The organism is Caballeronia sp. LZ062 (assembly GCF_031450785.1).
Classification (GTDB): domain Bacteria; phylum Pseudomonadota; class Gammaproteobacteria; order Burkholderiales; family Burkholderiaceae; genus Caballeronia.
On the sequence record NZ_JARTWB010000003.1, the window covers coordinates 99,462 to 118,828 of the forward strand.

A 19,367-nucleotide genomic window follows, 5' to 3' on the forward strand; every position below is an offset into this window, starting at 1 on the left:
CGGATCGTCGCAAAGCGGCGATTCATCGGCATGTCTGCGCGCCCACGCTATCTTTGCCGCCACGCTCGCAAGCACCGAGAGCGCGCCAATCGTTTCGAGCAGAGCGGCGATCATGGCGTTTCCCCCAAGATGGCGTCTTATCGATGCGAAAACATCGGCCCGTAAGTTCGCACGAAGAACGCGATGGTGATGCCCGCGCTCAGCATCAGCGTGCCGGTTATGATCGCGGCAGGCGGCATGCGACGCCCGATCTGCGCACCGCTATAGCCGCCCGCGACGGCCGCAACGAGCATTGCGATTGTCTCCGGCCAGCGCACCGCGTGGGCGAGCGAGAACGTCACCACGGCGACCGAATTCGCCGCACTCACGAGTAAGGTCCGCGGCGCGTTGAGACTTTTGATGTCGCGCTTATCGAGCAGACCCCAGACGGCCATCATCATGATGCCCACCGCGCCGCCAAAATAGCCGCCATAGACGCCAAGCGCCAGCTGAATCGCGAGGACGGCCGGCGCGCCGATGCGCCAGCGCCGCCGCAATGCTTCGCCGAGCGTGCGGCCGAATGCGAGCGACAGGCTCGCGCAAAGCATCAGCCACGGCAAGAGGAACGAGAACGTCGATGACGACGTGGACAGCAGCAAGCCCGCGCCGATCAGCCCGCCGATGACGGTCATGACGAGCATCGCGCGTATAGACACCGGGCCCACCGGACTCAGCCCGTCGCGATACGCCCACGCACTCACCACGCCGCCGGGAAAGAGCGCCACGGTTGACGAAGCGTTCGCCTGAACCGGTGGCAGACCGGCTGCGATCAGCGCTGGCAGACTCACGAACGAACCGCCGCCCGCGAGCGCGTTCATCGCACCTGCGATCAGACCCGCGCCCGTCACAACGATAAGGGGTTCCATGCGGCAGATCGTATCGGGCGCACCGCGCCCTTACAATCTGGCATTTCCAATGCGAGGCTTCGGCGAGACCGAAGGCACGGCATGCGGTTCGATCTCACCGACATGAGGCTCTTTCTGACCGTGCTCGAGCGCGGCAGCATCACGGCCGGCGCGCAGGCCATGCATCTTGCGCTGGCATCGGCGAGCGAGCGCATTGCGGGCATGGAAGCCGCGCTCGGCGCGCCGCTTCTCGAACGCAATCGCCGCGGCGTACAGGCCACCGCCGCGGGCGAAACGTTCGTGCGCCACGCGCGCATGATTCTGGCTCAGGTCGAACAGATGAAGGGCGAGTTGCGCCATTACGCAACCGGTCTCAGAGGACGCATCAAGCTGCTGTCCAATACGGCCGCCCTCGCCGCGTTCCTGCCCATGCAGCTCGCCCGCTTTCTTGCGGCGCATCCCGATCTTTCCATCGATCTCGATGAACGGCCGAGCGTCGATATCGTTCAGGCGCTGGCCGAAGGCCGCGCGGACCTCGGCATCGTGGCCGACATCACCGACCTTGCGAACCTGCAAACTCACGTGATCGCGCAGGATGGGCTCATGGTCGTGGCGCACCGCGCGCATCGCGTGGCGCATGAGCAAGCGGTAGCGTTCGCGGACATCGTGAACGAAGCGTATGTTGGACTCGCGGATGCCGCGCTCGAAATGCATCTGGCCGAGCGCGCGTCACGGCTCGGCAGGCAGCTCGATTACCGCATCCATATGCGCAGCCTCGACAACGTGGGGATGCTCGTCGAAGCGGGCATCGGCATCGCGATTCTCTCGGACGTCTCTGCTCAGGCGTTGCGGCGGCCCGGGCTCGCGATCGTGCCGCTATCCGAGCCTTGGGCCACACGCCGCCTGCACTTGTGCGCGCGCGCATTCGACACGCTGACGCCGCACGCGAGCCTCCTCGCGCATCAACTGATCGAAGCGGCGGCTTAGAACGCGCGCCCCACGATCAACGGATCGACGGGACCGATGGTTCGGATATCGCGATTCGCATACGGCAGGCGATGCAGCACATAACGCATCGCGTTAAGACGCGCTCGCTTCTTGCAATCGGAGCGCACGACGGTCCACGGTGTATCGGCAGTATCCGTATGCGCGAACATGGCTTCCTTCGCGGCGGTGTAGTCGTCCCATTTGTCGAGCGATGCGAGGTCCACGGGACTCAGTTTCCATTGCTTGAGCGGATGCACTTCGCGCTCCTTGAAACGGCGGCGCTGCTCGGCGCGGCTCACCGAGAACCAGAACTTGATGATGTGCATACCGCTTTGCGCCAGATGCCGCTCGAAGGCCGGCACCTGCTGCATGAAAGCGTCGTACTCCTGGTTGGTACAGAAACCCATCACGCGCTCGACGCCTGCGCGGTTGTACCACGAGCGGTCGAACAGCACGATTTCCCCGGCAGTCGGGAGATGTTCGACGTAACGCTGGAAGTACCATTGGCCTCTTTCGCGTTCCGACGGCTTTTCGAGCGCGACCACGCGCGCGCCACGCGGGTTCAGGTGTTCCATGAAGCGTTTGATGGCGCCGCCCTTACCTGCTGCATCACGTCCTTCGAAGAGGATGACGACGCGCTGACCGGTCTCCCTGACCCACGCCTGCAGCTTCAGCAGTTCCACTTGCAGGCGGTACTTCTGCTTCTCGTAGGATTGGCGCGACATCAGATGCTTGTACGGATAGGCACCGTGACGCCAACCCGGCGACAGTTCTTCGTCCTGGCGCTGCCTGCGTGAGGCCGATGCCCCAACGAGCGACGACGACTCGAACAGATACGCGCGCAGGGTTGCCGCTTCGTCCGGCGACAGACCTCCCATCATGGCCTTCAGCGTATCGAGCCGCGTTTGCGCGCTATCGCCGTTGGACGCGGCAATCGCGAGTATGTCCTCCAAGCCGCTGGAAATGAGGTCGTTCGCCGCGTTGACGGCGTCCTGCGTTTCCCGGCTCAGAATCGCGTCCGACGATTCGACGACGCTCACGTCGTCGTCCTGCTGTGGCTTCTCGCGTTCAAAAGCCGTGGATGCTTGCGGCGCGGTTGATCGTGCGTTTTTCAAAGTCTTTTTCTCCCCTAGCGCGTATGCGGCGTTCATCAAGCGGCTTGCGCGGCCTTTCGCAATACGACGTACAGCTTGTCCTTCAACAGCAGCTTCTCTTTCTTGAGCGCTTCGACGGCGAACGGGTCGGCAGGCGTCACACCGGTCTCCATGTTGCGGATTTCGTGATCGAGCGCATTGTGTCGCTCGAAAAGCTTCGCGAAGTGCGCGTCTTCGGTCTTGAGCCGGGATATCAGGTCACGGTATTCGGGGAACATGCTGCCATCTCCATGCGGTTGCAATGAGCGTGTTATTCAACACTGCGTAGTACATCTTACCGATTTCCGACGGCTTCTCGACCAAAGCTGTCCCTTTCCATGCTGCGTAATAACGCCGCATCCTTGCCCGCTAGGCGAAAACCCCTCTGCCGGCAGGCACACTGCGCGCGCACAATAGTGCTTCTGGGGACGCATGTCCCGCAGGGAGAAATCATGAAGACAGCCATTATCACGGTGGTCTCGCTGGCAATCGGGGCGGGCGGCCTCGGCATTGCGGCGGTATCGCATGCGGACAGCAGCGCCGCGCACAAGCTCGGACAGATCGGCGTCATCAATCAGACCCTTCAGCCGAAGCCGCCCAAGTCGTCGCCCGCCTACTCGAATTCCAACTCCACCTCGACGATCAATCCTGCCACCGGAGCCGCCTACGGAAACACGGGGAACGGCGTCAACGGTCAAAACTCGGCCAATGCAGCGGCGAATGCGGGCGCGACCGCGCGGGCAGGCGCAGCGTCACGCAACTCGCGATAAGGCAAGACGGCTCCGCTTTGCGCGGAGCCCGCGCGCTTCGTTATCATGTCCCGCCGGTCGGGCGGACACGTCCGGTCGAGTCATTCGGATGAACACGCCGGCGGTCAGGAGCGCGCGCAATGAATCTACGGGGATTGCAATGCTTTATCGTGCTTGCTGAAGAGCTGAACTTCAGCCGCGCGGCGGAACGGCTGCATATCGCGCAGCCCGCGCTTTCACAACAGATTCGCTCGCTCGAAGAGCGTCTCGGCAGTCAGTTGGTCGATCGCGGCAGCCGTCCGTTGCGTCTGACGGAAGCGGGCAGCTATTTCTATACGGAAGCACGGCAGATTCTCGAACGCTGCGAACAGGCGACACTCGGCGTGCGGGCCATCGACGCCGGCACGCACGGCTGGCTCGCAATCGGCTTCACGCGTTCGGCCATGTATAGCGTGCTGCCCCCGGCGCTCAAGGCGTTCCACGCGGCGTATCCGAAGGTGGAACTCAAGCTCTTCGAAATGCTTACCGAGGAACAGGCCGATGCCTTCCGCGATGCGCGCATTCATATCGGCATCGGCAGACAGGCGCCGGACCGGCCGGGCTGTGCGACACGCACGCTGCTGCACGAACGCGTGATGGCGGTGCTCGCGTCCGATCATCCGCTTGCCCGGCGCGACACCGTGCGCATCGACGAACTGGCTGCAACGCCGCTCATCGTTTATCCGAAGCATCCGGCCGCGCAGTTTCCGCGCTTCATCGCTTCGCTGTATCGCGATGCGGGCGCAACGCTCAACGTGGCGCACGAGGCTTACGAAATTCAAACGGCCATTGCGCTGGTCGCAGCAGGACTCGGCGTGACTTATGTGGGCGAATCAGTGGCGTTGCATGGCCGATCGGATGTGGTTTACCGACATCTGACGGGACCGGGCGCTGCGCAAACCACGTCGCTCACGGCCACCTTTCGAAGCACTGACGTCTCCCCTCACGTGCAGGCATTTCTTGCGTGCCTCCCGCTCGCGTCGGCGCAACGTTGACCGTCGCTATAAGTAAAAGCCTATAGAAGCATAGTGAATCCGTCTTGGACGGCGGCCTCGTCGCGTCTCTATGATGACCTCTCGTGCAAGCGCGAACGCATGCGCTCGCCACACGCCATCGAATAGACGCCGGCAATCGAGCCGGCGCATGGAGACGACGATGACCCCAGCGCCCGCATCCGCGATCGAGTCCGCGACCGCATCGGCCACGATGCATAAGGTGTACCGCCGCCTCATGCCGCTTTTGTTCGCGATGATGTTCTTCAACTATCTCGACCGCATCAACATCGGCTTCGCGGCGCTCGACATGAATCACGCGCTGAATTTCAGCCCCGCCGTGTTCGGCTTCGCGGGCAGCGTGTTCTTTGTCGGCTATATGCTTCTCGAAGTGCCAAGCAATTTGTTGCTTCATCGCGTGGGCGCGCGCAGGTGGATCGCGCGCATTCTCATCACATGGGGCGCGGTGGCGGCCGCCACGGCTTTCGTTTTCAACGACAAGAGCTTCTATACCGTGCGCTTTCTGCTCGGTGTGATGGAAGCGGGCTTTCTGCCGGGCGTGGCCGTCTATCTGACGAAGTGGTTTCCCGAGCGTTATCGTGCGCGTGCAGTGGGCGGCTATATCATCGCCGGCTCGTTTTCGGCGGTGTTGGGCGGCCCTATCTCGACCGCGCTCATGACCTATGCGAACGGCGTGCTGGGTCTCGCCGGCTGGCAATGGATGTTCATCTGCGAAGGCGTGCCCGCCATCCTGCTCGGCATCGTCACGCTCAAGGTGATGCAAGAGCGCCCCGCCGATGCTAACTGGCTCACGGCCGAAGAAAAGCAATGGCTGGAAAGTACGCTTCAGGCCGAACGCAAGCAACTTGGCGGCGATGCGCATGTCTCGATGTGGCGCGTGGCCGGCGACATACGCGTATGGAGTCTTGCATGCCTTTTCGGATGTGCGCTCGTGGGCATTTACGGGCTATTCCTGTGGCTGCCGCAGATCGTCAAGAGCCTTGGGCACCTGAGCAACATCGAAGTGGGCTTTCTCTCGGCGGCGCCGCCTTTGCTCGGCGTGTTGGGCACGTTCATCATCAGCCGCAGTTCGGACCGCACGGGTGATCGCAAGAAGCACCTTGCCTTCGTCTATGGCATGAGCGCCGTTGCGATTGCCGCGAGTGCATACGCGCCCTCGCCTGTCATTGCCTATGCGCTCTTGTGCGTCACGGGGCTTTTCATCTATGCCGGCAATCCGCTGTTCTGGAGCCTCGCCGCGTCGTTTCGCACAGGCGCCGCGGGCGCCGCGACCATCGCGCTCATCAACACCATCGCGCAGTTCGGCGGGCTCGTGGGACCGTGGAGCATCGGCCTCGTGCGCAACGCGACCGGCAACTTCAAGCTCGCGCTGGTGACGATCGCCGCCTTCCTCGTCGTCGCGACGATCATTGCGCTCGTGATGCGCGTGCGTCCCCCGGACGATGCTGCAATCGATGAACGCACCGACGACGACGCCCGCACCGCCAAGCATTCGCTCTGAATCAACGACATTTCCGCGAGCCACTCATGATCATCGACTGTCACGGTCATTACACGACTTCGCCGCCCGAACACGAAGCATGGCGCACGCGCCAGATTCAGGCGCTCGCCGACGGCACGCCGGTGCCGCCTCGCCCGCATATCAGCGACGATCAGATTCGCGAGACCATCGGCAACGCGCAACTGCGTGTGCAGCAGGAGCGCGGCATCGACCTGACGATCTTCTCGCCGCGCGCCGCCGGCATGGGCCATCATCTCGGCGATGCAAACGCCAACGCGGTGTGGTCGAGCGAATGCAACGACCTCATTCATCGCGTCGTGTCCCTGTTTCCGCAGAATTTCATCGGAGTGTGTCAATTGCCGCAGGCGCCGGGCGTCGATCCGGCGAACTGCATTCCCGAGTTGCGGCGTTGTGTCGAAGAACTGGGCTTCATCGGCTGCAATCTGAATCCGGACCCGTCGGGCGGTCACTGGTCCGGGCCGCCGATGACGGACCGCCACTGGTATCCGCTCTACGAAGCCCTCGTCGAACTGAACGTGCCCGCGATGATTCACGTGTCGTCGTCGTGCAACCCCAACTTCCATGCGACGGGCGCGCATTACATCAACGGCGATACGTCCGTGTTCATGCAGTTGCTCACGGGCGATCTCTTCGCCGATTTTCCGACCCTCAAGCTCGTCATTCCGCATGGCGGCGGCGCGGTGCCGTATCACTGGGGACGCTATCGCGGACTTGCGCAAGACATGAAGCGCCCGCTTTTGTCCGACTATTTGCTGAACAACGTGTTCTTCGATACCTGCGTCTATCACCATCCGGGCGCGGAACTGCTCGCGCGCGTGATACCGGCAAAGAACATCCTCTTCGCGTCGGAGACCATCGGCGCGGTGCAAGGCATCGATCCTGAGACGGGCCATCACTTCGACGATACGCGCCGCTATATCGACGGCATCGCGTGGTTAAGCGACGAAGACCGGCAGCGCATTTTCGAAGGCAACGCACGCGCCGTCTATCCGCGCCTTGGCGCGCAACTCGAACTCAACACATCCACGCAAGGAGTCGCATGATGAACGGTCCCGGTTGGCGGCACAATCAGTCCGCGCCGCAAGCAAGCGCCGAGTTGCTCGACGCGCTGAGGCCGCTTGCCGTATCGCTTTTGTCGGACAGCATGGCGCGTGCTTCGGGCTCGGTGGGCCTTACGCCCTTCCATCGGCCGAAGGCGATGGCGGGCACGGCGGTCACGGTGCGCACGCGTCCCGGAGACAACCTCGCAATTCACGCGGCATTCGATTTTTGCCGCCCCGGCGACGTGCTCGTGATCGACGGCGGCGGCGACCTGCATCAGGCGCTCATGGGGGACATCATGGCGAGCTATGCGGAGAGCATCGGCATCAGGGGCCTGGTGATCGACGGCGCCATTCGCGATGTGGCTTCCCTGCGCGCGCGCGATTTTCCCGTCTATGCGCGCGGCGTGACGCACCGCGGCCCTTACAAGAACGGTCCGGGCGAAATCAACGTGCCGGTCACCGTTGGCGGCATGGTGGTCCAACCGGGGGATATCGTCGTCGGCGACGAGGACGGCGTGCTCGCCATCGCGCAGGCCGACGCAGCGGACGTGCTCGAACGCGCCCGCTCGCAAGGACTCAAGGAAGCAGAGGCGTTGCGCTCTATTTCGGAAGGCGCTTTCGACAGGTCGTGGGTGGCGGGTCAACTCGAACGGGCGATGAAAAGCTGAACGCCCCCTAATCTCGGAGAGCACATCAGTAAAAGCGCCCTGTTCCCGAATGCCGCTCCGCTCGCAACGGCGCGCCTCTCACATAAATCGCACGTGCGTTCGCCCAAAAAGCGGGCGAACACGCTGCAAAATCTGCTCAAGGTTTCTTTATCGCTTCGTGCAGGGCCATGCAAAGAATCAAAGTACGCGTATCGTTTGCGCGGCTTTTTACCTCGGCAATCTCAAGGGCATACTGTGCCTACATACAAATAAATCCTGAGAGAAGCCATGTACGGGGAATCAAGAACGCTCTACTTTGCGGGCCGCACGGTGTCGGACGATCTGGCCGAGCGCCTGCACGCACGTGGCTGGGTCATCGAGTACGTCGCGCCAGGCAAGCCGCGCAAAGCCGCCAAGCACGACAAACGCGCAGCGGCAGGCATCATCGACCTGACGAGCCGCGGGTATGCCAAGGATTCGGCTTCGCTGATGGGGTTGTTTTCGGGGCATCGCATCGGCTGGGTGGCGACCGTCGATCCGGATCACGCCGACAACCCGGACATCTGCCGCCTGATTCGCGACTACTGCTTCGACTATGTGACGGTGCCCTCGGCAGCGGAGCGCATCGTCGATGCCGTCGGTCATGCGTATGGCATGGTTTCCCTGCACGACGCCGCCTGCAACGATGCGCACACGCCCGATGGCAGCGAAGTGGGCATGATCGGCACTTGCGAAGCGATGCAAGCGCTGTATCGCTCCATCCGCAAGGTCGCAATGACGGATGCGCCCGTCTTCATCTCGGGCGAATCGGGCACCGGCAAGGAACTGACCGCACTCGCCATTCACGCCCGGTCGGCGCGGCGCGAGCAGCCGTTCGTCGCGATCAACTGTGGTGCGATTCCCCCGCATCTCTTGCAATCGGAGCTGTTCGGCTACGAGCGCGGCGCGTTCACGGGCGCGAATCAGCGCAAGATCGGCCGTGTGGAAGCGGCAGACGGCGGCACGCTCTTCCTGGATGAAATCGGCGATTTGCCGCTTGAAAGCCAGGCGAGCCTGCTGCGCTTTCTGCAGGAACGCAAGATCGAGCGCCTGGGCGGTCAGACTTCCACGGCTGTGGACGTGCGCATCATTTCGGCCACGCACGTCGATATGCAAACAGCGATGCTGGAAGGACGCTTTCGTGCGGACCTGTATCACCGCCTGTGCGTGTTGCAGATTGACGAGCCGCCGTTGCGCGTGCGCGGCAAGGACATCGAACTGCTCGCCAATCACATGCTGGAACGCTTCAGACGCGACGCGAGCCGCCGCTTGCGCGGATTCTCGCCGTGCGCCGTCGCCGCGCTTCACAACTACGGCTGGCCCGGCAACGTGCGCGAGCTCATCAATCGCGTCAGGCGTGCGATCGTCATGAGCGAAGGGCGGCAGATCCTCGCGAGCGATCTCGAACTCGGCGAATATGTGGAAGCCGCGCCGACGACGCTCGCACAAGCACGGGAACGAGCTGAGCGGCAGGCCATCGAGGTGGCGCTCTTGCGGCATCGCGGACGGCTTGGCGAAGCAGCCGATGAACTGGGCATCTCGCGTGTCACGCTTTATCGCCTGTTGACCGCCTACGGGCTGCGCGCGAAGGAAGAGCGTCCGCTGCAGGTATCGAGCGCCTGAGCGCGCTCAAAAGTGCGGCGGGGCGTCTTGCCGCAAGAAGCGAAGAATCCGGCTCACCACGGTTCTCGCCTGCTCTTGCTGCACCCAATGCCCCGCGCCTTCGATGAAATGCGCCGCGCGAAAATTCGTGCAAGCGCGCTGGCGCATGGCTTCGAAATCGCCCGGCCTTTGGTAGCAGCCCCAGTCGCTGCTCCCCGCGATGAAGCATGCCGGCACGTCGATCGTGCGCCCGGACCACAAGCGCAAGCGCGCGGTTTGACGCTCGTCGTTGGCGGCTCGGTACCAGTTCAAGCCGCCCTGAAAGCCCGTGCGCGCATATTCGCTTGCATAGACGTGCAGTTCGGCGTCGTCGAGCCATGCGCATGATGCGATCTCGTTTTCGGATGGCATGAACCCGGCGACGGTCTGCGGCATGGTCGTGTCCGCGCGCATGACGTAATAGTCCGGCAGCAGCGCAAGTTCTTCGGCCACCGGCGCGACGAGCGGATGCGGCCGATTGCCCGACCAGTCCGCGCTCTTCACATGCCAATACGCGCGCAGAAAATCGGCAAGTCCCTGCGGCGCATGCCACATGTCACCGTTAGCCTCACGCTCCGCGAAATACGTTTGGTAGTACCTGCGCGGCGGATCGAGCGAGGCAAGCGCCTTGAATGCATCGGCGATCGAGGGTGATGGCGTATCGTCGAACTCGAAGCGCGGCGGTCCCGCAAACGGCGCGCTCATCATCACGACCGAGCGAAAGACATCCGGCCTGATGAGCGCGCACCACGCCGCCACGAACGAGCCGAAATCATGGCCGACGACAGCGGCAACGGACCGGTAGCCCAGTGCGAACACCAGGCCCAGCGTGTCGTTCACGAGGCCGGGCATGGCATAGTCGGCGAGATTCGCGTCGAAGCGCACGTCCGCGCCGCCGGTTCTGCCATAGCCTCGCTGGTCCGGCGCAATGACGTGAAACCCCGCGTCGGCGAGCGGCTTCATGACCTTTCGCCAGCTATAAGCCAATTCAGGAAAGCCGTGCAGCAGCACGATGCACGGCCTTTCCGGGGTCTCATACCCTGCCTCAAGCATATGCATCGACAGGCCGTTGCCGTTATCGACAAAGCGCGCACGCACGCCGTCGGGCAAGGGCAAATCCGTCAGCGTCTCGGTCATGCGCGGCTCCTTTATCCAAGAGCCGACATGATGCCACTTCCTCCGAGCACTGAGTCGCTGCCCGCTTTAACATGACAGCCTAAGCCGAGTCTCTTCTTGCCAGCCTCGACGTCCAACGACTCATTCGGAATCTTCAGCCATGACCACCTCTTCTTCCCGCCGCCGCGCCGCTTTTCGTGAACTCGTGAATGCACGCCGCGGGTTGCTGCTGCCTGGCGCATTCAATGCAATGAGCGCGAGCCTCATTGCCGACCTCGGCTTCGAAGCCATTTACATCACGGGCGCGGGCGTCACGAACATGTCGCTCGGCATGCCGGACCTCGGCTTCATGGGGCTCGCGGAAATCGCCGAACATACGAATCGCATTCGCGACGTGGTGGATCTGCCGCTCGTCGTCGATGCCGACACGGGCTTCGGCAATGCGCTCAACGTGCGCCATACGGTACGGACGCTGGAGCGCGCAGGCGCCGATGCCATACAACTGGAAGATCAGGTGATGCCCAAGAAGTGCGGTCACTTCGCGGGCAAGAGCGTCATATCGACGAGCGAGATGCTCGGGAAGATACGCGCCGCCGTGGACGCGCGGGAAGACGAGAATTTCCAGGTCATCGCGCGCACGGACGCTTGCGCGGTCCACGGTTTCGATGCCGCCATCGAGCGCGCGAATCAATTCGCCGAAGCGGGCGCGGACATTCTCTTTATCGAAGCAATTGAAACGCCGGAACAGATCACGTCATTGACGCGGCTCGTCGCGGCGCCGCAGCTCATCAATATCGTGATCGGCGGCAAGACGCCTGTCACCGGCCGCGAAGAACTGCAAAAACTCGGCTTTAGTCTTGTGCTGTACGCGAACGCCGCATTGCAAAGCGCGGTGCGCGGCATGCAGACCGCGCTGACCGCACTCAGGCAACAAGGCAAGCTGGACGAAGACCCGGCTGTCGTCGCGCCCTTCTCGGAGCGTCAGAGGCTCGTCAAGAAGCCGCTCTACGATGAGCTCGACCGCAAGTACGCGGCCGAATGAGCTTTAGCGGGAGTACATCGCGTTCCAGTCGGCTTGCGACACACCGCGATTACCCGATCGCGTCGCACCGGTCGGCGTGCCGCCGTATGCGGTTGCGCCGTTGCGTGCGGCCAGCTTGGCCTCAGCGGCCTGAATGGCAGCGGGATAGTGCGCCTGGTCGCCGTCTCCGGCGTGATAGCCGACGCTTTGCAACTCAGCCAGTTCGGCACGCACCTGTGCACGCGTGATCTGACTGCCTTCTGCAAACGAGACGGCGGGAATGGCGAAAACGGTGGCGACAACAGCTGCGCGAATCAAGGACTTCATGACCACTACTCCATAAGTTTCAGGGCTCGCCTCGAGCGGTTGCCGCTAAGGCAGTGATCGAAGTCTAGGCGCATGCTCCTTGCGGGTTAACCCCTAACTGAGGAAGGGTGCCTTTAGCGATGACGAACAATGAGCGGCGCGAGGCCTGAGCCGAATCTTTGCTATGCTCGCCTTCGCTCGAATGCATGCGTTGCATACACGATGCATTCGCCTCATGGCGCATGGCGCTCAACATGAATCAGGAGATTGCAAATGGCAAAAGGCTATTGGGTCAGCGCATACCGCAAGATCATGAAGCCCGATCAGGTTGCGGAGTATTCGAAGCTCGCGACGGTCGCGATCAAGGAAGGCGGCGGCCGCGCGCTGGTTCGCGGCGTGGCGTCGACTGTGCATGGCGCGGGCGTTGCCGAGCGCACGGTGCTCGTCGAGTTCGATTCGCTCGATCAGGCGCTCGCCACATTTAACGGCGAGAAGTATCAGGAAGCGTTGAATGTGCTCGGCGATGCCTGTGAACGCGACTTCCGCGTGGTGGAAGGCATCGAATAAAAGCAGTCGATGCAATGGCGGCGTATTTCAGCCGCCATCGCCAACTCAGTCCGTCATTGGCCGGGCGCGTACAGATCGAGCAGGCGCAAGGTCACGCCGTTCGTCCATCCGAAGCCGTCTTGCAGCGGATATTCACCGCCCCCGCCGCCGCCCGTCCCTGTCCCTTCCACCACGTACTTTTCCACCAGCTTCTGCTCGGTCGCGTAGACATGATTCACGTCAGCGAGAAAGCGCGTGCCGATTTGCTGCGCGAGATCGCCGCGGCCATAGCGCCGCAAACTCTCGACCGCTATCCAGTGCAGCGGCGCCCAGCCGTTCGGGGCATCCCACTGTTGCGCCGTGTTGAACGTCGTTGTCGTCAGGCCGCCCGGCTTGAGCAGTAACGTTTCCACCGTGCGCGCCGTAGCGTGCGCGCGCTCGGGCCACGCAGCACCGGCAAACAAGGGATAAAGCATGGCGGCAGACGGGTTGTTGCGCGGCTGACCCAGCTTCCAGTCATAGTCGCCGTAGTAGCCGTTGTTGTTCCACAGAAACCTGTTTATGCCGATGGCGCGCTTCGCCGCCTTACCGATGAACTCGGCGACGCAACCGAAGTCTCGCGCTTCACCGCAGGCGCGCGCTATGGTGGTTTCCAGATGAAACATGAGGCTATTGAGATCCACCGGCACGATAGACGTGGTGCGAATAGTGGCAAGCGTTTGATTGTCCCCGAACCAGCGCGAACTGAAATCCCAGCCGCTTTCCGCCGCCGCCCGCAGATCGCGATAGACCTCGTTCGCGGGGCGGCTCGTCACGGTTGCGGCAGTCTGAACGTCTTCGAGATACGACTCGTCACGCGGCGTATCGCGTTCATCCCAATAGCGATTGAGCACGGTGTGATCGGGCAGCATCACGACATTGCGCACGGCCTCGCCGGGCTGTAGTGAATGCGCGCCTTGCATCCAGTAGTGATATTCGCGGCGCATCTGCGGCAAGTACTTCTGGTAGACGCGTCCACCTTCCTTGTGCGCGGCAAGCTCGACCATGTACGAAAAGAACGGCGGCTGCGAGCGGCTCACATAGTACGTCCGGTTGCCGTTCGGAATATGACCGATGGTATCGATCAGATAAGCGAAGTTGTCGAGCATGTTGTCGACGAGATCCTCGCGGCCCGCTTCCTGAAGGCCCAGCATCGTGAAATACGTGTCCCAGTAATAGCCTTCGCGAAAGCGTCCGCCCGGCACGACATACGGCTTCGGCATGGGAATCAGCGTGCTGTACGGCGGCACCGTCGCCGAGTTTCGCGTCAGTTCGGGCCATAGCCAGTCGATATGTTCGCGCAAACTCTGATTAGGCGGAGGCGTGATGACCTGATCGGTCGGAGGCGTGAAATACTGCGCAACGAAGGCGGAAAGACTGAAGCCCGGAACGACACGCTGCTGCGCATAAAGCTGATTGATCTGCGCCGGGTCGATTTTCGGCGTCGCGTCGACGAAGGTCTTCTGGTCGGGGTAGATCTGCTGCGTCTGCACTGCCTTGAACAACTCGCCATAGAGTTCGCTCGGCGGTGGCGGCACGACATAACTGCTTTGTGCATCGGCGTAAGCGACGCTCGCTGCGCTCAGTAACGTGCACGCACCGAATAGCCGGCGCATGTTCGACGAAATGTGTTGCGACGCATCAAGCGTCATGCGATATCGCGACAGTACGATCATGGTCACTCCTTCAAAGGGTGATGAACCGGACTGGTCTCGCTCGTGCCGCATCGTTTAATTGAGTGCTTGCAGCAGGGCGAAGCATCGCATGCGCTCGAGTGTCATGGCAACCGGAATGCTCGCGCGCGACGAGCAAAAGCGCCTAACGCACGCCGAACTTCCACACCGTCACTTCGTGATACTCGTCACCGGGCCTGAGCTCGGTCGACGGAAACGAGGGATGATTCGGCGAATCAGGGAAATGCTCGGCCTCCAGCGCGAAGGCGTCCGTCTGGCGATAGGCGACGCCCGATACACCGACCGCACTGCCGTCCAGCCCGTTCGCGCTATAGAACTGCAGACCGGGTTGCGTTGTATAGACATCGAGCACGCGACCGCTTGCGGGGTCGTAGGCGCGGGCTGCGAAAGACGGCTCGCCTTCGTGCTGGCTGCTCTTGTTCAGCTTGAAGTTGTTGTCGTAGCCGCGGGCGTAGTGCAATTGTGCGAACCCCGAACGCAAGCGAGCGCCGATCGGCGTCAACGCGCGCAGATCGAGCGGCGTGCCTTCCACGGATGCCACCTCGCCCGTCGGTATCGAATCGGAGCGCGTCGGCGTATAGCTCGACGCGGCAATCATGATGAGTTGATTCTCGACGCTGCCGCTGCCCTCGCCCGCCAGATTGAAATAGCTATGGTTCGTGAGATTCACGACCGTGGGCTTATCCGTTTTCGCGCGATAGTCGATGCGCACCTCGTTGTCGTCAGTAAGCGTGTACGTAACATCGACCGTGAGCGTGCCCGGAAAGCCGTTCTCGTTGTCCGGGCTCACGTATCGCAACTGCACGCCCGCACCGCTCGCGTTTTGAAACGTGCGCACGACCGTCCACACCTTTTCGTCGAAGCTGTGCGGCCCACTGTGCAAGGTATTAGGCGGATCGTTGATGGGCAACTGATACGTGTGTCCGTCGAGCGTGAAGCGGCCCTGCGCGATACGGTTCGCATAGCGGCCGATCAGACTGCCGAAGTGAATGGCGCCGTTGTAGCGCTCATAGTCGCCGAGCGATGCGAAGCCCAGCACGATATCGGCGCGACGCCCGTGCCGGTCGGGTACATCGATCCGCGTGACGATGCCGCCGTAAGTCATGCAACTCATCGATACGCCGCGAGCATTCGCAAGCGTGTACTGCACGACGGGCTGGCCTTGCTGCGTCGCTCCGTAAGGCGAAGACGTAATGGTCGCCGCGCTCGCCGCAAACGGCAGCATGGCGGCGCACAGCGCGACCAGCGTTCGGGGGAACAGTGTCATGGCTGGAAGTCCAGATTCGGGGACGAAGGTTCGTCTGAGCATCGGCTATGCCAGCGCGCGCACACGCGCATTGAGCGGGCACGTTCGATGCAACGTGTACAGGATGTCCCGCATAGTGATGACGAAGGAGCGCCCCGATGACACAAGAAACCGAACGTTCGACTCCGCCCAAGCAGACGCCCAACGACGCAACGGCGGCGGACCGCCGGCTTAGCGACGAGCAAAAGCAGAACCTGACGAACGAACCCGCACCCCCGACCGGCAGCGGCAAGCCCTTGCCCGAACCGAACGACGTCGGCGAGGATGGCTAAGTGATCGCGGCAGCGCGCAGGCGGTGGGCAGCTTTTCGCCCCTGCGCGTTGTGCCGTGACATTCGTACAATGCTGGAAGCAACATCACACACGACACTGCGCTGCGCACGGCGATAAACATCGCTGTTCAACCGAAGCAAGGACGCTCATGCACGATCCTGCTCACTTCCTACCGTCATTCGTGTGGCGCGCGGCGCGCGACGGGATCATTCAGTACGCCAATCCCTGGGCATCCCGTTATCTCGGCATTTCCTCCGACGATCTGATCGGCCGACACTGGCAAGCGTTCGTTCATCCGGAAGACGAACGCATGGTGCTGGACGCGCTCAGGCAAATGCGCGACGGCGTGCTGCTGCGCAATGTCGACGTACGTCTTCTGCGTTCGGACGGCGCGTTTCGCTGGCATACGCTGCATTTGCAGGCGCGCCGCGACGAGCACGGACGGATCGGAGACACCGTAGGCGTCGCAATAGACATACACGAGTGCCGGCACGCGTGGGCGCTCTACGAAGCAAGCGAACGCCGTTTGCAGGCCGCTTTCGCGGGCGCACGCATGGGCGCATGGGAATGGGACATGAAAGAGCGCGTCGTGCGCATGACGGCGCAGCTTGCGGACCTCTACTCGTTTCCGCCCGGTACGGATTCGGCGATGCTCTCGGAGATATGGGATCGCGTGGCGCCTGATTATCGCGAGCTTTTTCAACGCAAGCTCGCGGATGCACTGCGTTATGGCGGCCCGTTCGAATTCGACTTCATGCTCGACTGCAAACGCAACGGCGACCCCGGCTCACGGCGCTGGCTCCGTATGCGCGGCAATCCGGAGTTCGACGCGCAAGGCATCCTCACCCGCGTGCACGGCGTGAGTTTCGACATCAGCGAGCAACGTGCGGACATGGAACGGTTGAGCTTCAGCGAACGGCGTTACCGCGCGCTCGTGGAATCGACCGGCGCGCTCGTTTGGTCTGCGGACGCGAACGGTGAAGTGCGGCCTTCGGGCGGCGAGTGGGAGCGGTTCACCGGCGAGCCGCGTGAACGGCTGTCCGGTTGGGGCTGGCTCAACTTCATTCACCCGGACGATCGCGAGCGCACGCATCGCGCATGGCTCGAAGCGTTGCACCATGGCGGCCCGCGCACGCTCAACTTCCGCATGTATCGTCGCGACGGCGCGTATCGCATGGTTCAGGCGCACGCCGCGCCGCTCTACGACGAGCACGGCCGACTACAGGAATGGTTCGGCACGACAACCGACGTCACGGCGCAATACGAGGCGCAAGCCGCCATCGAAGCACGGAGCCTGCGTCTGACCGTTGCCATGCAGGCCGCGAAGATTCATATCGTCTCGCTGGAATTGGCGAACTGGACGCTGCTCTTCGAAACGAGCGCCGAGGATCGGACCGATTACGCCGAGACACTCACTTACGAAGCGGCGCTCGCCCGCATTCATCCCGACGATGCCCCTGCGCTCGACCGTTACGTGCGACGCCTCGCATCCGGTGACGATCCGCACGAACAATTCGAATTCCGCGTGCAGAAGGTGCACGGCGAACAATGGATGCAGGGCAGCGCCCTGCTTCAGCGCGGCAACGACGGCGAACCGCTGCGAATCATCGGCAGCATGATCGACATTACCGAGCGCAAGCACATGGAACTCATGCTGCGCGAATCGGGCCGCCGCAAGGACGAATTCCTCGCCATGCTCGCGCATGAATTGCGCAATCCGCTTGCGCCGTTGCGCACCGCGATTGCGCTGCTGCAAAAAGACGACGAGATGTCCTCGCATACCAACGACCTGATCGAACTGATGCGCAGACAGGTCGAGCACATGACGCGCATCGTCGACGATCTGCTGGAAGTGTCGCGTATCACGCAGGGACGCATTGCGTTGCAGCGCGAGCCGGTGCTGGTGGGCACCGCCGTTTATCACGCGGTAGAAGCCATCGCGAACATGGTCGAATCGCGCGGCCAACACATTCAAGTGGATGTTCCCGATGCAACCACGTGGGTATGCGGCGACGTTACGCGTCTCTCGCAGATTCTCGTCAATGTGCTGAACAACGCTAGCAAGTACACGCCCGAAGGCGGCGATATTTCGGTCAGCGTGAAGGCGGATCAAGATTGGGTGTCCATCGTGATCGCGGACACCGGCACGGGCATCTCGTCGGACCTGCTTCCGAAAGTGTTCGAACTCTTCTCGCAAGGCGAACGCACCCTCGACCGCTCGAATGGCGGGCTGGGCATCGGGCTGTCGCTCGTCAAGAAGCTGGTCGAAATGCATAGCGGGACCATTACCGTGCAAAGCCCGGGACCGGGACTCGGCACCACCGTGAACGTGCGCTTGCCGCGTTTGCATCACCACGAGCGCCACTCGGCGCTCGCATTGTCCGAGAGCAATGCGCTCGAAACGCATGCCGCGTTGCGCTTGCTCGTCGTAGACGATAACCGCGACGCCGCCGATTCGCTCGCGATGCTGTGCGAATCCGAGGGACACGTCGCGCGCGTGGCGTATTCGTCCGAAGAGGCGCTATCCGCAGCGGCATTTCAGGCCGACGTGGCATTGCTCGATATCGGATTGCCGGATATCGACGGATACGAGCTTGCGCGACGTCTGCGGCGCAAGGGCGACAGCGCGCCGCTTCTCATCGCCGTCACGGGCTATGGCCAGACGGACGACCGGTTGCGCGCGCAATCGGCGGGCTTCGACTATCACTTCGTGAAGCCGGTCAACGTGGAAAGTCTTCTCAAGCTCTTGTCGTCGCTGACCGTCACCCGAAGCGCGGAACGGTGATTGCTTCGTGCTCTGCAACGCAACCAAGATGGAGGCATGCATGGCCGAGCAACACAAACCCGGCGAGAAAGTACAGACATCGGGAATCTATCGCGTCGTGAAAGAAGGCGACAGCAATTCCGCTTTCGAAGTGACGTGCGTGGAAGGCGAACACTTCCCGCCGACGAGAAGCGGCAAGGGTGCGCACTATGAACTCGTGCATGCCGCGACGCATTCGCACAAGCACGGCGAGCTCGGCAGCGGAGACTAAGGATGTCACAGAGTGGCGCGTGAGCGTCGCTCGTCACTATGCGAGGACAATGCCATGAACCCCGAACCCTCGGACCCGGTCGAGCGTGCCGACAAGCGACGCGAGGCCATCGGCGAAGGTGAAGTGAAGGAAAAGCCTGACGGCACGATCGAGCAACGCGGCCACGGCAGCATGGACCCGACGCTCGTACCGAAGGGCAAGGATCATCCCGAACAAGGGCCTTATACGCCGGAAAACGACCATATCGACCCGGATGTCGATCCCACTGCGAGCAGCGATCATCCACGCAGCAAGCCCGACTCGAAAGCGTGAGTCGGACATGACTGGGACATGAG

At 62.4% G+C, this 19,367-nt stretch carries 20 protein-coding genes; 13 read left to right on the forward strand and 7 right to left on the reverse strand.

The features are described 5' to 3' along the window. Window positions 1–137: 137 nt before the first annotated feature. Entirely contained in the window at window positions 138–905 is a 768-nt protein-coding gene (locus tag P9239_RS20610) for a sulfite exporter TauE/SafE family protein (protein ID WP_309754351.1), read from the reverse strand. Window positions 906–986: 81 nt separating this feature from the next. Between P9239_RS20610 and P9239_RS20615 the strand changes: the two genes are divergently transcribed. After that, window positions 987–1,871, forward strand: a complete 885-nt coding sequence (locus tag P9239_RS20615) for a LysR substrate-binding domain-containing protein (protein ID WP_309754353.1) — start codon at window positions 987–989, stop codon at window positions 1,869–1,871. Here P9239_RS20615 and ppk2 read toward each other — a convergent pair. Together ppk2 and P9239_RS20625 are read right to left on the reverse strand one after the other, a co-directional pair. Then, window positions 1,868–3,022: a polyphosphate kinase 2 gene (ppk2, locus tag P9239_RS20620; protein ID WP_404980117.1), complete on the reverse strand. Its 1,155-nt coding sequence runs from the start codon at window positions 3,020–3,022 to the stop codon at window positions 1,868–1,870. The genes P9239_RS20615 and ppk2 overlap by 4 nt on opposite strands. Further along, the gene (locus tag P9239_RS20625) at window positions 3,022–3,243 is read right to left on the reverse strand and encodes a YdcH family protein (RefSeq protein WP_309754356.1); all 222 of its coding nucleotides are present in this window, start codon (window positions 3,241–3,243) and stop codon (window positions 3,022–3,024) included. The genes ppk2 and P9239_RS20625 overlap by 1 nt, the downstream gene beginning before the upstream one ends. Before the next feature lie 213 nt (window positions 3,244–3,456). Here P9239_RS20625 and P9239_RS20630 point away from each other — a divergent pair, with 213 nt between their 5' ends. The 6 genes from P9239_RS20630 to P9239_RS20655 all read left to right on the forward strand — a co-directional run bounded on the left by P9239_RS20630 (window position 3,457) and on the right by P9239_RS20655 (window position 9,679). Next, window positions 3,457–3,774: a hypothetical protein gene (locus P9239_RS20630; protein ID WP_309754358.1), complete on the forward strand. Its 318-nt coding sequence runs from the start codon at window positions 3,457–3,459 to the stop codon at window positions 3,772–3,774. A 119-nt stretch (window positions 3,775–3,893) separates the two neighbouring features. Further along, a complete protein-coding gene (locus P9239_RS20635; protein ID WP_309754360.1) occupies window positions 3,894–4,787 on the forward strand; it encodes a LysR family transcriptional regulator in 894 nt (297 codons plus the stop codon). A gap of 160 nt (window positions 4,788–4,947) precedes the next feature. Continuing rightward, window positions 4,948–6,306 (forward strand): MFS transporter, encoded by a 1,359-nt coding sequence (locus P9239_RS20640; protein ID WP_309754361.1) that lies wholly within the window; start codon window positions 4,948–4,950, stop codon window positions 6,304–6,306. 26 nt (window positions 6,307–6,332) lie between these two features. Then, the gene (locus P9239_RS20645; RefSeq protein ID WP_309754363.1) at window positions 6,333–7,370 is read left to right on the forward strand and encodes an amidohydrolase family protein; all 1,038 of its coding nucleotides are present in this window, start codon (window positions 6,333–6,335) and stop codon (window positions 7,368–7,370) included. Then, window positions 7,370–8,038, forward strand: coding sequence for an RraA family protein (locus P9239_RS20650; protein ID WP_309754365.1), 669 nt, complete (start codon window positions 7,370–7,372; stop codon window positions 8,036–8,038). Before P9239_RS20645 ends, P9239_RS20650 begins: the two co-directional genes overlap by 1 nt. A gap of 267 nt (window positions 8,039–8,305) precedes the next feature. Next, on the forward strand, window positions 8,306–9,679 hold the full coding sequence (locus P9239_RS20655; protein WP_309754367.1) for a sigma 54-interacting transcriptional regulator: 1,374 nt from the start codon (window positions 8,306–8,308) through the stop codon (window positions 9,677–9,679). Between the two features lie 6 nt (window positions 9,680–9,685). Here the strand turns inward: P9239_RS20655 and P9239_RS20660 are convergent, their stop codons facing one another. After that, the gene (locus tag P9239_RS20660) at window positions 9,686–10,834 is read right to left on the reverse strand and encodes an alpha/beta fold hydrolase (protein ID WP_309754369.1); all 1,149 of its coding nucleotides are present in this window, start codon (window positions 10,832–10,834) and stop codon (window positions 9,686–9,688) included. 139 nt (window positions 10,835–10,973) lie between these two features. Between P9239_RS20660 and P9239_RS20665 the strand changes: the two genes are divergently transcribed. Beyond that, window positions 10,974–11,855, forward strand: coding sequence for an oxaloacetate decarboxylase (locus P9239_RS20665; protein WP_309754371.1), 882 nt, complete (start codon window positions 10,974–10,976; stop codon window positions 11,853–11,855). 3 nt (window positions 11,856–11,858) lie between these two features. Here P9239_RS20665 and P9239_RS20670 read toward each other — a convergent pair whose 3' ends face one another. Next, window positions 11,859–12,161 (reverse strand): DUF4148 domain-containing protein, encoded by a 303-nt coding sequence (locus P9239_RS20670; RefSeq protein ID WP_309754373.1) that lies wholly within the window; start codon window positions 12,159–12,161, stop codon window positions 11,859–11,861. Window positions 12,162–12,413: 252 nt separating this feature from the next. Between P9239_RS20670 and P9239_RS20675 the strand changes: the two genes are divergently transcribed. After that, a complete protein-coding gene (locus tag P9239_RS20675) occupies window positions 12,414–12,707 on the forward strand; it encodes a DUF1330 domain-containing protein (RefSeq protein WP_309754374.1) in 294 nt (97 codons plus the stop codon). Window positions 12,708–12,760: 53 nt separating this feature from the next. On the opposite strand, the gene treA is transcribed toward P9239_RS20675, so the two are convergent. After that, the gene (gene treA / locus P9239_RS20680; RefSeq protein ID WP_404980118.1) at window positions 12,761–14,401 is read right to left on the reverse strand and encodes an alpha,alpha-trehalase TreA; all 1,641 of its coding nucleotides are present in this window, start codon (window positions 14,399–14,401) and stop codon (window positions 12,761–12,763) included. Window positions 14,402–14,543: 142 nt separating this feature from the next. Further along, complete coding sequence (locus P9239_RS20685) at window positions 14,544–15,686, reverse strand: aldose epimerase family protein (protein ID WP_309754376.1); 1,143 nt, start codon at window positions 15,684–15,686, stop codon at window positions 14,544–14,546. Between the two features lie 137 nt (window positions 15,687–15,823). Here P9239_RS20685 and P9239_RS20690 point away from each other — a divergent pair, with 137 nt between their 5' ends. The 4 genes from P9239_RS20690 (at window position 15,824) to P9239_RS20705 (ending at window position 19,344) form a co-directional block, all read left to right on the forward strand. Beyond that, entirely contained in the window at window positions 15,824–15,997 is a 174-nt protein-coding gene (locus tag P9239_RS20690) for a hypothetical protein (protein WP_309754378.1), read from the forward strand. Window positions 15,998–16,145: 148 nt separating this feature from the next. Next, window positions 16,146–18,782 (forward strand): PAS domain-containing protein, encoded by a 2,637-nt coding sequence (locus P9239_RS20695; protein ID WP_309754380.1) that lies wholly within the window; start codon window positions 16,146–16,148, stop codon window positions 18,780–18,782. Window positions 18,783–18,822: 40 nt separating this feature from the next. Continuing rightward, window positions 18,823–19,032: a YjzC family protein gene (locus tag P9239_RS20700; protein WP_309754383.1), complete on the forward strand. Its 210-nt coding sequence runs from the start codon at window positions 18,823–18,825 to the stop codon at window positions 19,030–19,032. A gap of 54 nt (window positions 19,033–19,086) precedes the next feature. Beyond that, window positions 19,087–19,344, forward strand: coding sequence for a hypothetical protein (locus tag P9239_RS20705; protein WP_309754385.1), 258 nt, complete (start codon window positions 19,087–19,089; stop codon window positions 19,342–19,344). Window positions 19,345–19,367 lie beyond the last annotated feature (23 nt).

What these genes read in the sequence shown, in the direction of transcription:
- P9239_RS20610 (WP_309754351.1), bottom strand. Translation starts at nt 905, where the DNA reads ATGGAACCCCTTATCGTTGTGACGGGCGCGGGTCTGATCGCAGGTGCG.
- P9239_RS20615 (WP_309754353.1), top strand. Translation starts at nt 987, where the DNA reads ATGCGGTTCGATCTCACCGACATGAGGCTCTTTCTGACCGTGCTCGAG.
- ppk2 (WP_404980117.1), bottom strand. Translation starts at nt 3,022, where the DNA reads ATGAACGCCGCATACGCGCTAGGGGAGAAAAAGACTTTGAAAAACGCA.
- P9239_RS20625 (WP_309754356.1), bottom strand. Translation starts at nt 3,243, where the DNA reads ATGTTCCCCGAATACCGTGACCTGATATCCCGGCTCAAGACCGAAGAC.
- P9239_RS20630 (WP_309754358.1), top strand. Translation starts at nt 3,457, where the DNA reads ATGAAGACAGCCATTATCACGGTGGTCTCGCTGGCAATCGGGGCGGGC.
- P9239_RS20635 (WP_309754360.1), top strand. Translation starts at nt 3,894, where the DNA reads ATGAATCTACGGGGATTGCAATGCTTTATCGTGCTTGCTGAAGAGCTG.
- P9239_RS20640 (WP_309754361.1), top strand. Translation starts at nt 4,948, where the DNA reads ATGACCCCAGCGCCCGCATCCGCGATCGAGTCCGCGACCGCATCGGCC.
- P9239_RS20645 (WP_309754363.1), top strand. Translation starts at nt 6,333, where the DNA reads ATGATCATCGACTGTCACGGTCATTACACGACTTCGCCGCCCGAACAC.
- P9239_RS20650 (WP_309754365.1), top strand. Translation starts at nt 7,370, where the DNA reads ATGAACGGTCCCGGTTGGCGGCACAATCAGTCCGCGCCGCAAGCAAGC.
- P9239_RS20655 (WP_309754367.1), top strand. Translation starts at nt 8,306, where the DNA reads ATGTACGGGGAATCAAGAACGCTCTACTTTGCGGGCCGCACGGTGTCG.
- P9239_RS20660 (WP_309754369.1), bottom strand. Translation starts at nt 10,834, where the DNA reads ATGACCGAGACGCTGACGGATTTGCCCTTGCCCGACGGCGTGCGTGCG.
- P9239_RS20665 (WP_309754371.1), top strand. Translation starts at nt 10,974, where the DNA reads ATGACCACCTCTTCTTCCCGCCGCCGCGCCGCTTTTCGTGAACTCGTG.
- P9239_RS20670 (WP_309754373.1), bottom strand. Translation starts at nt 12,161, where the DNA reads ATGAAGTCCTTGATTCGCGCAGCTGTTGTCGCCACCGTTTTCGCCATT.
- P9239_RS20675 (WP_309754374.1), top strand. Translation starts at nt 12,414, where the DNA reads ATGGCAAAAGGCTATTGGGTCAGCGCATACCGCAAGATCATGAAGCCC.
- treA (WP_404980118.1), bottom strand. Translation starts at nt 14,401, where the DNA reads ATGATCGTACTGTCGCGATATCGCATGACGCTTGATGCGTCGCAACAC.
- P9239_RS20685 (WP_309754376.1), bottom strand. Translation starts at nt 15,686, where the DNA reads ATGACACTGTTCCCCCGAACGCTGGTCGCGCTGTGCGCCGCCATGCTG.
- P9239_RS20690 (WP_309754378.1), top strand. Translation starts at nt 15,824, where the DNA reads ATGACACAAGAAACCGAACGTTCGACTCCGCCCAAGCAGACGCCCAAC.
- P9239_RS20695 (WP_309754380.1), top strand. Translation starts at nt 16,146, where the DNA reads ATGCACGATCCTGCTCACTTCCTACCGTCATTCGTGTGGCGCGCGGCG.
- P9239_RS20700 (WP_309754383.1), top strand. Translation starts at nt 18,823, where the DNA reads ATGGCCGAGCAACACAAACCCGGCGAGAAAGTACAGACATCGGGAATC.
- P9239_RS20705 (WP_309754385.1), top strand. Translation starts at nt 19,087, where the DNA reads ATGAACCCCGAACCCTCGGACCCGGTCGAGCGTGCCGACAAGCGACGC.